The 13,972-nt window shown below is 61.3% G+C and carries 6 protein-coding genes; all 6 read left to right on the forward strand.

What is annotated here, in order from left to right:
- Positions 1–7: 7 nt before the first annotated feature.
- The 6 genes from glgX to RAE19_RS17510 all read left to right on the forward strand — a co-directional run bounded on the left by glgX (position 8) and on the right by RAE19_RS17510 (position 13,972).
- The gene (gene glgX / locus RAE19_RS17485; RefSeq protein WP_313876074.1) at positions 8–2,083 is read left to right on the forward strand and encodes a glycogen debranching protein GlgX; all 2,076 of its coding nucleotides are present in this window, start codon (positions 8–10) and stop codon (positions 2,081–2,083) included.
- Between the two features lie 39 nt (positions 2,084–2,122).
- Positions 2,123–3,754, forward strand: a complete 1,632-nt coding sequence (locus tag RAE19_RS17490; protein WP_313876075.1) for an alpha-D-glucose phosphate-specific phosphoglucomutase — start codon at positions 2,123–2,125, stop codon at positions 3,752–3,754.
- A 107-nt stretch (positions 3,755–3,861) separates the two neighbouring features.
- On the forward strand, positions 3,862–5,118 hold the full coding sequence (gene glgC / locus RAE19_RS17495; protein WP_313876278.1) for a glucose-1-phosphate adenylyltransferase: 1,257 nt from the start codon (positions 3,862–3,864) through the stop codon (positions 5,116–5,118).
- 38 nt (positions 5,119–5,156) lie between these two features.
- The gene (gene glgA / locus RAE19_RS17500; protein ID WP_313876076.1) at positions 5,157–6,626 is read left to right on the forward strand and encodes a glycogen synthase GlgA; all 1,470 of its coding nucleotides are present in this window, start codon (positions 5,157–5,159) and stop codon (positions 6,624–6,626) included.
- A gap of 20 nt (positions 6,627–6,646) precedes the next feature.
- Entirely contained in the window at positions 6,647–9,103 is a 2,457-nt protein-coding gene (locus RAE19_RS17505) for a glycogen/starch/alpha-glucan phosphorylase (protein WP_313876077.1), read from the forward strand.
- Between the two features lie 615 nt (positions 9,104–9,718).
- The gene (locus RAE19_RS17510; protein WP_313876078.1) at positions 9,719–13,972 is read left to right on the forward strand and encodes an RHS repeat-associated core domain-containing protein; all 4,254 of its coding nucleotides are present in this window, start codon (positions 9,719–9,721) and stop codon (positions 13,970–13,972) included.

A 13,972-nucleotide genomic window follows, 5' to 3' on the forward strand; every position in this document is an offset into this window, starting at 1 on the left:
TCTTTCTATGCCTTTGACGACTTTGTTGCCGGGCTCTGCCACTGCGTGGGGCGCGAGCCTCACTGCAGACGGTGTGAACTTCGCGCTGGCGGCACCAGATGCCACCCGCGTGGAGCTGTGCCTGTTTGACGACACCGGCACCACCGAGCTGCAGCGCATCGCGTTGCCGGCGCGCACTGGGCCGGTCTGGCATGGTTTATTGCCCGGCGCAGGGGCTGAGATGGTGTATGGATACCGGGTTCACGGCCCTTGGGCTCCCACGCAGGGGCACCGGTTCAATCCAGCCAAGTTGTTGCTCGACCCCTATGCCTTGGAGGTCGTAGGCCGTTACGACGGATCCGCCCTGCATTGGGCCCACACCCCTGAAAGCGCCCGCGGCGTGCAGCAACCCGACCCGCGGGACAACGCAGCCACCGCGCTCAAAGCCCGGGTAGTGAGCGCCTTGCCGCCCGCAATCGCGGGGCCAAATATTGATCCCTCGCAGCGGGTGTTGTATGAACTGCACGTCAAGGGCTTCACCCAGTTGCACCCCGAAGTGCCGCCGCATTTGCGTGGCACCTATGCCGGCTTGGCGCATCCTGCAGCCATTGCACATTTGAAGGCCCTGGGCATTACCACCGTGAGTGTGATGCCGGTGGCCGCGCGCGCTGACGAAGAGCGCTTGCAGCACCTAGGGCTTAGCAATTACTGGGGCTACAGCCCGATTGCCTGGAGTGCGCCTGAGCCCCGCTACTGGAGCGGCACACCGGGCAGCAGCCCGCGCTCGGAATTCCGTGCCATGGTCGATGCTTTGCACGCTGCAGGCTTGGAAGTGATTCTTGATGTGGTCTACAACCACACGGCTGAAACCGATGAGTTCGGCCCGCTGCTGAGCCTGCGCGGCATTGCCAACGCCACCTATTACCACCTGGAGCCTGAAGATCCTGCCCGCTATATCAATTGGACAGGCTGCGGCAATTGCGTCAACCTCAACCACCCGATCGTGCTGCGCACCGTGATGGATAGCTTGCGTACCTGGGTGCAGGACTTCGGAGTCGATGGTTTTCGTTTTGACCTCGCGCCTGTCATGGCGCGTGGCACACAAGACGCCGGCTACCGCTTCCAGGCACACGCCCCGTGGTTGTTGGCTGTGGCCCAAGACCCGGTGCTGCGCAATCGCCTGATGGTGGCAGAGCCTTGGGATATCGGGCCCGGCGGCTACCAGCTGGGCGCTTTTCCGCACGGGTGGCTGGAGTGGAACGACCGCTTCCGCGATACCCAGCGCAGCGCATGGCTGCGACATAGCGCCAGCCGGGGTGCCTTGGCCCATCACTTGGCCGGCTCAGCCGATGCATTTGCCCACGGGCAGCGTGCTGCCCGCAGCAGCGTGAATTTTGTGACGGCCCACGATGGCTTCAATTTGATGGACGTCGTGAGCTACTGCGAACGCCACAACGAGGCCAACGGCGAGCACAACCGCGACGGCCATGGCCACAACTTGAGCGTCAACCACGGCGTCGAGGGCGCCAGCGACCTACCTGCGGTGCAAGAGGCCCGAGCCCGGCACCGCCGCACCTTGCTGGCAGCCACGGTTTTGTCCTTGGGCACCCCCATGCTGCTGGCCGGCGACGAGCTCGGCCACACCCAAGGCGGCAACAACAACGCCTACTGCCAAGACAATGCCACGACCTGGTTGCGCTGGGACGCTTCGGCCCAACACGAAACCGCTTTCTGGGCCCGCGCGATTGCCTTGCGCCGGCAACTGCCGGCATTGCAAGCCAGCGGTTGGTGGCGCAGTAGTGCAGAGTCCACTGGTTGCGGCCCGGTAGCTACTTGGGCCTTGCCAGACGGCCGTCCCTTGCAGCCCGCTGATTGGGACGCCCCCCACGGCGGCGCCATGGCGGTCGCCCTTCAGGCCGGCACGCCGGATGCGGTGTTGCTGCTCCTCAACCCCAGTTCCCACGAGCAGGTCTTTTGCTTACCGCAAGGTGCCTGGCGCGTGGTTTTGGATTCCGCCCGTCCGGAGGCGCCCACAGAAGGCGTCCCGGTGGTTAGCAATGTCATAACGCTGCAGGCAGACAGCCTCATGCTTTTGACTTGGTAACCCTTTCTTTAACCGTATTTCCACCTCTGTCACACCACCATGCCACGCATCACACTGCCTACTTCGCCCTTTGATGGCCAGCGCCCCGGTACTTCGGGTTTGCGCAAAAAAGTTACCGTGTTCCAGCAGCCCCGTTACCTGGAAAACTTTGTCCAAGCCTTGTTCGATGTGCTGCCGGATGCTGCAGGCTTGACGCTGGTGGTGGGGGGCGACGGTCGTTTCCACAACCGCGTGGCCATTCAAACCATTTTGCGCATGGCTGCAGCCAAGGGCTATGCCCGTGTGCTGGTGGGGCAGGGCGGTATTTTGTCGACGCCTGCTGTCAGTGCGGTGATCCGTCGCCATGGCGCCAGTGGCGGCATCGTGCTGTCTGCCAGCCACAACCCCGGTGGGCCCGATGGCGACTTCGGCATCAAATACAACGTGGCCAACGGGGGCCCCGCGCCTGAAAAGGTCACCGATGCGATTTTCGAGCGCACCAAGGTCGTTCGCGAAATCCGCACCATGGATACGGCCGACATCAGCCTGGACACTATGGGCAGCCAGCACATCGGCAGTACCGAGGTGGTAGTCATTGACCCTGTGTCGGATTACGCCGAAGTGATGCGCGGCCTATTTGACTTTGACGCTATCCGCAAGTTGTTTGCAGGCGGCTTCACGCTCCGTTATGACGCTATGTGCGCTGTGGGCGGCCCCTACGCCAAAGCCTTGCTAGAGGGCGAACTGGGTGCACCCGCAGGTACCGTGGTGAATGGCACGCCACTCGAAGATTTCGGTGGTTTGCACCCGGACCCGAATCCGGTGAATGCCGAAGACCTGATCGCCCATTTGTTCGCAGCCGATGCGCCTGACATGGGCGCCGCCAGCGATGGCGACGCGGACCGCAACATGATTGTGGGTCGCAAGTTCGTGGTGTCACCCAGCGACAGCCTAGCCGTGATCGCAGCCCATGCAACCTTGGTGCCGGGCTACCAGTCTGGTATTGCCGGTGTGGCGCGCTCCATGCCCACTTCTACTGCGGTGGACCGCGTAGCCAAGGCGCTGGGCATTCCGTGTTTCGAGACCCCCACCGGTTGGAAGTTTTTCGGCAATTTGATGGATGCCGGCAAAGTTACCTTGTGTGGCGAAGAAAGCTACGGCACCGGATCCAGCCACGTCCGCGAGAAGGATGGTTTGTGGGCGGTGTTGTTCTGGCTTAACCTGATTGCAGCCAGTGGCAAGTCGGTCGAGGTGCTGGTGCGAGAGCTCTGGGCGCAATACGGCCGCTGCGTGTATTCGCGCCACGACTACGAGGGTATTCCCACCGAGCAGGCAGACGCACTCATGCGCGACCTGCGTGCTTCTTTGCCCACCTTGGGGGGCACCTCCATCGCCGGGCTACCCATCGCCTTTGCCGACGACTTTGCCTACACCGACCCGGTAGATGGCAGCGTGAGCCAAAAACAAGGCGTGCGCGTGGTGCTGACCGACGGCTCGCGCGTGGTGTTCCGCCTCTCGGGCACCGGCACTGAGGGCGCAACCTTGCGCGTTTACCTGGAGCGCCACGAACCCGATGCCAGCCGCCACGACATCCCCGCCCAGGAAGCGCTGCAGCCGCTGATTGCCCTGGCTGAAATGGTGGCACGCATCCGCCATTTCACCGGCATGAACCAACCGACCGTGACGACCTGAGCCGCAGAAGCGCAGGCCCACCTTATTTAAACAAACCACAAGCGACAGGAGACAAAACTTTGAGCACAGCTGATAACGCCCGCAACCTCGCGCTCCAAGAGCGCCACATGCAACCCCACATGCTGGTACGCCGCACCATTGCCCTGGTGCTGGCCGGTGGCCGCGGCTCCCGCCTCAAGCAGCTGACCGACCGGCGCGCCAAGCCTGCGGTGTACTTTGGTGGCAAGTTCCGCATTGTTGACTTTGCGCTCTCCAACTGCGTGAACTCCGGCATCCGCCGCATCGGCGTGATCACCCAGTACAAGTCGCATTCACTGCTGCGCCACTTGCAGCGTGGCTGGAGCTTCTTGCGTGCTGAGCTGAACGAGATGGTGGATTTGCTGCCCGCCCAGCAACGGGTAGACGAAGAGCACTGGTACCGCGGCACGGCCGATGCGATCTACCAGAACCTGGACATCATCCAAAGCAGCAAACCCGAGTACGTGGTGGTGCTGGCCGGCGACCACATCTACAAGATGGACTACTCGCTGATGCTCAAAGACCACGTGGAGAGCGGCGCTGGCTGCACCGTGGGCTGCATTGAAGTGCCCCGCGAAGAGGCCACTGCCTTTGGTGTGATGGCGGTGGACGGCACCCGCAAGATCACCGAGTTTGTGGAGAAACCTGCAAATCCACCCGCCATGCCCGGCAACGACGCGGTGTCCTTGGCCAGCATGGGTATTTACATCTTTGATTCCAAGTACCTGTACGACCTGCTGGAAGACGATTTGGCCAACCCTGAGTCCAGCCACGATTTCGGCAAAGACGTGATTCCCCGCGTGGTGCGCGAGGGCAGGGCGGTGGCGCATCCCTTCTCCATGTCCTGCGTGTCGTCCACCCCGGACGCCGAGCCTTACTGGCGCGATGTGGGTACCATCGACGCCTTTTGGGAAGCCAACCTCGACCTCGCCTCAGTCACTCCCGAGCTGGATATTTACGACACCAACTGGCCCATCTGGACCAGCCAGCGCCAGTTGCCACCTGCCAAGTTTGTGCAGGATGCCGATGGCAAGCATGGCCAGACCATCAACACCATGGTGTCGGGCGGCTGCATTGTGTCGGGCTCCATCGTCAGCAACTCGGTGTTGTTCAGCAGCGTGCGCATCCATTCGTTCTGCGTCATTGACCAGGCAGTGCTCTTGCCCGAGGTCACCATCGGCCGTGGCTGTCGTCTTAGCCGTGTGGTCATTGACCGTGGCGTGGTGGTGCCCGACGGGCTGGTCATCGGTGAAGACCCGGTGGCGGATGCGGCACGCTTTGAGCGCACCGGCAATGGCGTGGTGCTGGTGACCAAAGACATGATCAAGAAGTTAAGCACCCCCTGAGTCTCTGCGCGTCTCCCCATTTGCAAAAGAAAGAACCTATGCGCATCCTGCAAGTCAGTGCCGAAATTTTCCCTCTGCTTAAAACCGGAGGGCTGGCTGACATTGCCGGTGCGCTGCCGGCGGCTCTGCATCAAGCCGGCTGCGATGTGCGGGTGCTGCTGCCGGGTTTTCCGGCCATCGTGGCGGGCTTGCGCAACCCCAGCCCGGTGGGCGCTTTTGTGATGCCGTGGGGCGAAATGGTGGAAGTCGTCTATGGCGACTTGCCGGCACTCGCCCGCGGCGACATGCAGCAGGGCGCTTATGTGCTGATGGCACCAGGTCTGTATGAGCGACCGGGCAACCCGTATGAAGACGCTAACAAGCAGCCCTATGGCGACAACCACCGCCGTTTTGCAGCACTCGGCCAAGCGGCAGCACATCTGGCGCATGGCATGGACAGCCTGTGGCGCGCCCAACTGGTACACAGCCACGACTGGCACGCAGGTTTGGCCAGTGCTTATCTCAAGCTCTGGGCCGACCGTGGCGCTACGCGGGTACCCTCGGTGTTTACCGTGCATAACCTGGCGTATCAGGGCGTGTTTGGCCCCCAATACTTTGGCGACCTCGGTCTGCCGGGCGAAGCTTTTCATGTGCACGGCATGGAGTTCCATGGCCAGCTCTCTTTCATGAAAGCCGGCTTGTTTTACGCCAGCCACATCACCACGGTAAGCCCGACCTATGCCCGCGAGATTCAAACGCCGGAGCAGGGCTGCGGGCTGGACGGCTTGCTGATGGCCAGGCGGGATGCCCTGAGCGGCATCCTGAACGCCGTGGACGACACGGTGTGGAACCCTGCCAGCGACGCCTTGCTGGAGCAAAATTTTGACGCCCGCCACATGGCAGGTAAAGCGATCAACAAGGCCATGCTGCAAGGCGCCATGGGCCTTGCTATTGAGCCGGATGCGCCCCTCTTCGCCGTGGTGAGCCGCCTCACCGAACAAAAAGGCCTGCCGCTGGTGCTGGCCGGGCTGGACGAAATTGTGTCCCGCGGTGGCCAACTGCTGGTGCTGGGCAGTGGCGACCATTGGCTCGAGCAAGCCTTTGCCGAGCGCGCCAAAACCCACGCCGGCCGCGTGGCGGTGAAGTTGGGCTACGACGAATCCTTTGCCCACCGGGTATTCGCCGGCAGTGACGTGACCCTGGTGCCCTCGCGCTTTGAGCCCTGCGGCCTGACCCAGATGTATGGCCTCAAATACGGCAGCTTGCCTTTGGTGCGCCGCGTAGGTGGCTTGGCCGACACCGTGGTGGACAGCGACCTGGAAACCCTGGAAGACCGCAGCGCCACCGGCTTCGTATTTGATGCGTTTGACGAAACCGCCTACCGCAAAGCGGTACGTCGCGCCTTTGCCCTGTACCACCGCAAGGCGGAATGGAACCGCGTGCGCCAAACCGGCATGAAGCTTGCCTTCGACTGGGCTACCGCCGCCGGGCACTACACCCACCTTTACCAAAGGTTGATTCAAGAATGACCACTACCACCTCTCACACCATGAGCACTCCTGTGGAATTTGAATTCGATGCGCCCGGGCGCGACCTCGAATCCCTGAAACGCTCCATCGCCAACAAACTCATGTTTGTGGTGGGCAAAGACCCCGAAGCTGCCCGCCCTGAAGACTGGCTGCACGCCGCCGCCTATGCCGTGCGCGACCAGCTGGTCGAGCGCTGGATGACCACCACCCGCGCCCAGTACGCCCAGGACGCCAAGCGGGTGTACTACCTCAGCATGGAATTTTTGATCGGCCGCACCTTCAGCAACGCCATGCTGGCCGTGGGTCTGCGCGAGCGGGTCAAACAAGCCTTGGCGGACTTCGGGGTGGATATCGACGCGGTCACCGAGCTGGAGCCTGACGCTGCCTTGGGCAACGGGGGCTTGGGCCGCTTGGCCGCTTGCTTTCTGGACTCCATGGCCACGCTGAATATTCCCGGCTTTGGTTATGGCATCCGGTACGACTACGGCATGTTCAAGCAAACCATTGTGGACGGCCGCCAGGTCGAGGTGCCCGACTACTGGCTCACCCACGGTAACCCGTGGGAGTTTACGCGTCCCGAGGTGAACTACCGCGTGCAGTTCGGCGGCCATGTGGTGAAAGAAGGTGACGCCTACAAATGGGTGGACAGTCACGACGTGCAGGCTATGGCCTATGACACCATCATCCCCGGCTACGCCACCCGCGCCACCAACACGCTGCGCTTGTGGTCCGCCAAGGCTACCCAAGAGATTGATTTGGGGGCATTTAACCGCGGCAACTACATGGCGGCGGTGGAAACTAAAAACCATTCCGAGAACGTGTCCCGCGTGCTCTACCCGGACGACTCCACGCCCTCCGGCCGCGAGCTGCGCTTGCACCAGGAATACTTTTTCTGCAGCGCCAGCGTGCAAGACTTGCTGCGCCGCTACCTGCGCACCCACGACAATTTTGAAAACCTGCCCAACAAGGTCAGCATCCACCTCAACGACACCCACCCGGTGTTGGCCATCCCCGAGCTGATGCGCTTGCTGCTCGACGAGCACCATCTCTCGTGGGCGGACGCTTGGCGCCTGTGCCAGGGCGTGTTCAGCTACACCAATCACACCCTCATGCACGAGGCGCTGGAGACTTGGCCGGTGGAGATGATGGGCCGCATCCTGCCGCGCCACCTGCAAATCATTTACGACATCAACGCCCAGTTTTTGCACCAGATTTCATTGAGCGGCGGCAGCCCCGAGCTGTTGCGCAAGGTGAGCTTGGTGGACGAGGCCGGGGAGCGCCGTGTGCGCATGGCCTACTTGGCTGTCATTACCAGCCACTCGGTCAACGGCGTATCAGCGTTGCACTCGGAGCTCATGAAGGAAAGCATCTTCTTCGACTTTGCCAATTTGTGGCCCGAGCGCTTTAACAACAAAACGAACGGCATCACCCCGCGCCGATGGCTGGCGCAGGCCAACCCCGCTTTGTCGGCGGTGTTGGATAAGCAGGTTGGCACCGGTTGGCGCCGTGACCTGACCCAGCTCAGCGGCCTGAACGCGGTGTTAACGCAGCCCAAGGTGATCGACGCTTTCCAGGGTGCCAAGCTCGCCAACAAGCAGCGCCTGGCTGCCTGGGTGCAGGCCCACATGGGCCTGACCATCCCCACCGATGCGCTGTACGACGTGCAAGTCAAGCGCATTCATGAATACAAGCGCCAGCTGCTCAATGTGTTGCACGTGGTCACCCGCTACCTGCGCATCATCAACAACCCCGGCTCGGTGACGGTGCCTCGCGTGGTGGTGTTTGCCGGCAAGGCGGCCTCGGCCTACCACATGGCCAAGCAGATCATTCACCTCATCAACAACGTGGCCAGCGTGATCAACAACGACCCGCGCGTTGGCAACCTGCTCAAGGTGGTGTTCATCCCCAACTACAGCGTGAGCCTGGCCGAGCGCATCATCCCGGCGGCTGACTTGTCGGAGCAAATCTCTACCGCGGGTACCGAAGCATCCGGCACCGGCAACATGAAGTTCGCCCTCAACGGCGCGCTCACTATCGGCACGCTGGATGGCGCCAACGTCGAAATTCTGGAGAACGTGGGTGCCGACAACATCTTCATTTTCGGCCTGACCACGCCGCAGGTGGCCGCCACCCGCGCGGCCGGCTACCAGCCACGCGCGATCGCTGAGGGCAACCCCGAGCTGAATGCTGTGCTGGAAGCCATCCGCGATGGCGCCTTCAGCCCCGACGAGCCCGGCCGCTTCCAGAGCATCTACGACCTGCTGGTGAACTGGGGCGACCACTACCTGCTGCTGGCCGATTACGCTGCCTACATCGCCGCGCAAGAGCAGGTGGACATTGCCTACCAGAACAAGGAAGCGTGGTCCGTCATGGCCCTGCGCAACGTAGCCGCCATGGGTCCGTTCTCTGCGGACCGCACGATCGGCGAATATGCCGACAAGATCTGGAAGAGCAAGCCGCTGGAGCTGGCTTCCTGATAGGTGTGCAGAGGCAGATTTGAGTCAAATCTGCCTCTAGCCGTCGTGGAATTTGGGCGAGTGAAAGACTCATCCGACTGAACCGACCCTTTCGAGGGTGGTAACACAATAGAACAAATTCACCGGCCAGTGCATCGCTTGTCCTGGGAAAACGTCTCCTATGATTCGACGCAAAACGTTAATTGCGGGAGGTATCTAATGCGAACTAAGTTTGGCTTGGCGGTATTAAAAAAACCGGAAGGCAGTTCCAGCCCTCTATACCTAGCGAGGACTTTGTTTGTATTTTGCTTACTCCCATCTGGCGCGCTAGCCGCGACTTGTAATGCTCTTGAGGGAGCGCTAAATGCTCAAGGTAAAGCGAGGTACGAATCACACGAGGTCGAAGTTAGAAGGTGCCTGTCGCTATTTCCTGATGGATACCTCTGCGGCTCTAACGCTACATATGAGGTTGAGCGGCGGGTAAGCGATGGCCAAGAGCAACGCCGCAATAAGTACTTTTACACCAACCCCCCCTCCCTTGGCGGCGCTACATTGATCTCTTTTGGCGATTGGCAGACTTGTTCAGTTGACCTGTCGAATGTGGAAGTTGAATCGACAAGCAGTCCTCAAGCCGGGATGTGCACCGCCAAACCCATCATCCCCGCCACCGGCGAAAAGCTCTACACCCACAGCGACTACACCGACACCGGCCCGCACCCCTTAAGCCTCACCCGCACCTACCGCAGCCGCTGGTCCGTCAGTGGTGCTGCAGGGTTTGCCGCCAACCCCGGCCTGGGCCAAGCTTGGGCCCACAACCACAGCAGCAGCCTGAGCGTGCAAACCAACGCTGGTGCAGCGGGCGGGAACGCCTTGCTCGCAGTCACCTCCATCCGCCTGACAGAAGGCAACGGTTCCATCCGGCTCTTCGAACCGGTGAGCGGCACCAACCAATTCAAAGACAGCACAGGCTCCAGCACCATTACCGCCACCACCACCCTGGGTGGCTCAAGCCTGCCCAGCAGCTACACCCTCAATCTCACTGACGACGACAGCACCTGGCAGTTCGACGCATCAGGCAAGCTCCAGAGCAAGACCGAACGCAACGGCTGGACCACCAGCTACAGCTACATCAATGCAGGCGTTGGCGCCGGGCAGTTGGGCAGCATCACCAACGCCTTTGGCCGCAGCATCCAACTCAGCTACAACGCTGCAGGCCAGCTGGAGACTGCCACTTTGCCCGACGGGCAAACCGTGCGCTACACATTCGATAGCAGCTCGCGCATAGTTGGCGTTGGCTACCCCGGCAATGTGTCTAAAACCTACCTCTACGAAGACACCCGCTGGCCCCAAAGTGTGACCGGCATCATCGACGAGCGCGGTACGCGCTTGGCCACCGTGGTCTACGACGCACAGGGCAGGGCAGTCGAGAGTGGCTACGCAGGCGGAGCCGACTACTACAAGGTCAGCTACCCCGCCACCAGCAACTGGAGCAGCGCCCAAATCACCGACCCCCTGGGCACCACCCGCACCTACCAGTACGGCACCACCTTGGGCAAACTCACGGTGACCGGTGCCGACAAACCCAGTGGCTCGGGTGGTAGTGACGCCGCCAGCCGCGTGCAAAACGCCAGCGGCCTGATCGACAGCGAGACCGACTTCGCCGGCGTGCTCACCCTGTACACCTGGGACAACACACGCCGCCTGCCCCTGTCCATCACCCAGGCCGCAGGCAAACCTGAGGCCCTGACCACCAGCACCCAGTGGCACCCCACGCTGCGCCTGCCCGTTAAAGTGACCGTGCCAGGCAAAACCACCGACACCAGCTATGACGCCCGTGGCAACGTGTTGAGCCAAACCGAGACAGACACCACCGGCGGCCCCAGTAACGGACAGACCCGCACCTGGGCCTGGACCTACACCCCCAGCAACCTGGTTGCCACCCACACCGACCCCTTGGGCCAAGTCTGGAGCTACGCCACCAACGCCCAAGGCCAGCGCACCAGCGCCACCGACCCCCTGGGCCAAACCACCAGCTACACCTATGACACCGCAGGCCGCCTGAGCAGCCAGACCGAACCTGGCGGCCTGGTCACCAGCTACGCCTATGATCAGCGCGGCCGCATCACCAGCGTCAGCGCGGCAGGGGAAACCACCCGCTACACCTACACGCCCGATGGCCAACTGGAGAGCGCTACCCTGCCCAATGGCTACAGCGTGAGCTACCAATACGACGCCGCCCAACGCTTGATTGCCGCCAGCGACAACCGCGGCAACCGCATCAGCTACACCCTGGACGGCATGGGCAACCGAATCCGCGAAGAACTCAAAGACCCCGGCGGCACCATCGCCTACGCCACCAGCCGCACCATCAACAGCCTGAACCGGGTAAGCAGCATCACCAGCGGGCAGGGCGCCAGCCAAGGCACCACCCAATACGGCTTTGATGCCAACGGCGAAGCCACCAGCCAAACCAACGCGCTGAACCACACCACCAGCCAAACCCTGGATGGCCTGCGCCGCCCCACGGCCACCACCCTGCCCGACAACAGCAGCACCCAAACAGCCTGGAGCGCCCTGGGCGACATCACCAGCGCCAAAGACCCCAAAGGCATCACCACCACCTACCAAAGAAACGCCTGGGGCGAAGTCTTGAGTGAAACCAGCCCGGACAGCGGCACCCAAAGCTTCGTCCGAGACGCAGCCGGCAACATCACCAGCAAAACCGACGCCTTAGGCAAAACCACCACCTACACCCGCAACGCCCTGGGCCAAGTCACCGGCATCACTCTGCAGGACGGCACCACCCAAACCCTGGCCTACAACACAGCAGGCCACCTGGTGCAAATGACAGACGCCAGCGGCAGCACCAGCTACACCCGCGACGCCTTGGGCCGCATCCTGCAAAAAACCCAAACCGTCAACGACAACCCGGCCAACCCCAGCACGTACACCACCGCGTACACCTACCACCCCGGCGGGCAAGTAGCCAGCATCCGCTACCCCAGCGGGCTCACCGTCAACTACCGCCAGGGTACCGGAGCCCAAGTGGGGCAGATCACGCAAGTGGACGTGCAAGAACCGGGCAAGAACCAACCGGTGCTGCCTTGGGTAACCAACCTGACGTACACCGCCCTGAACCAGCCCAAGAGCTGGAACTGGAACTGCCTGACCGGCAACGGTAAAACCGCCGCCAGCACCGCCAACTGCGACACAGCCAGCCGCAGCTTCGACAGTAACGGCCGCATGACGGGCAATGAGTTTGCGACCTACAGCTACGACCCCGCAGGCCGCATCACCGGTATCACCCAAAACCTCTGGGCCCTGCAAGCTGCGGTGCCGGAAGTGCCAGCTACCGCCACCACACCAGCAGTACCGGCAGTACCCGCCAGCTATTACCCCGTCCCCTTAAGCTGGACCGCTGGCTACGACAACCGCGACCGTTTAACCAGCTTCACCCGCCCCGGCAGCAGCATCAGCTACACCTATGACAAAAACAGCAACCGCTTAAGCGGCACTGAGGCCACCACCAGCGACACCGATTTGGATGGGGACTTTGATGCAGCAGACCTGCAAAGAACGACCGCCCAAACCCAAACCATCGCCAACGACAGCAACCGCCTCTTGGGCTGGAGCCAGACCAACACCACCAAGAGGCTCAACGCCAAAGGCCAACCGGTCACCAGCAGCACCAGCACCCAAGTCAACTACGGCCTGGACGCAGCCGGTAACCTGACCAGTGACGGGCTGAGAACATTCAGCTATGACGCAAGCAACCGCCTCACTCAAGTGCAAGTGGGCGATGCAGACGAAGCCAGCAAAGTCACCTACCTGCACAACGCAGCAGGCCAACGCGTCTTCAAGAGCGAACCGCAGGTAGCGCAAACCGCACCCAGCGAACAAGAACTAGGCACAGACTTCATCACCTGGCTCAAAAAGAACTTTGGCTGGCTCTTCGCCCAAGCCCAACAAAACGCCACACTGGGGCAAAGCTATGTGTACGGCGATGGACCCATCAACAGCTACCACCTGCTGGGTGAATACGGCAACGGCGGCACCACAAGCACCGGGAGACTGGAATACATCTACCTGCCCACCGAGACAGGAACAGCGCAACTCATCGGGCTCTACAAAAACAACCGCTTCTACGCAGTCCACACCGACCACCTGGGCACGCCAAGAAGCATCACCGACGACACCAACAAGGTGGTGTGGCAATGGGCCTACTCCGCATTCGGGGACAACAAGCCCACCGGCATCCTGAAAGCCACAACCAACCCCAAAGCCGCCCTCACCAACCAGCCCACACTCCTGCAAGCCACCAGCCCGAGCTTCCCCGTCAATCTGAGGTTCCCGGGGCAGTACTGGGATGATGAGGCTAAGCTGAGTTACAACTACTTCCGCAACTACCAACCGAACCAAGGGCGGTATACACAGCCGGACCCGATTGGGTTGGAGGGGGGATGGTCGCGGTTTGGGTATGTAGTTGGGAATGCGCTTTGGGCGATTGATCCTGAGGGGCTCGCAGGAGTAACTCCAAAGAATTTCGGTAAAAATAAATCGCTGCCCCCTCCTGGCCAACTTCCGAAGGACACACAAGAAAGAACTAAGCAACAACAAGAGCAACAAGAGGCTGGCGCAGAAACAACTAAAAATATGCTTTGCTATCTTGGTCTGAGAAATTGCGAGGCTGAAGATAATTTAAAAAAAGCAAGGATTTGCTTGCTGTCTCAATGCACAACATGCGACGGTCAAACGTTTACCGCTGGACCAAACGCAAATCAAAGTAGCGCTTTCGATCCAAAGACCACAACTTGCAAGTGCATTCAGTACGGTTTCGATCCGTCATATCAAGGTGGACCACCTCCTGGCCTAACCCCTCCTGGACGATAG

Source organism: Rhodoferax potami, assembly GCF_032193805.1.
Lineage (GTDB): Bacteria > Pseudomonadota > Gammaproteobacteria > Burkholderiales > Burkholderiaceae_C > Allorhodoferax > Allorhodoferax potami_A.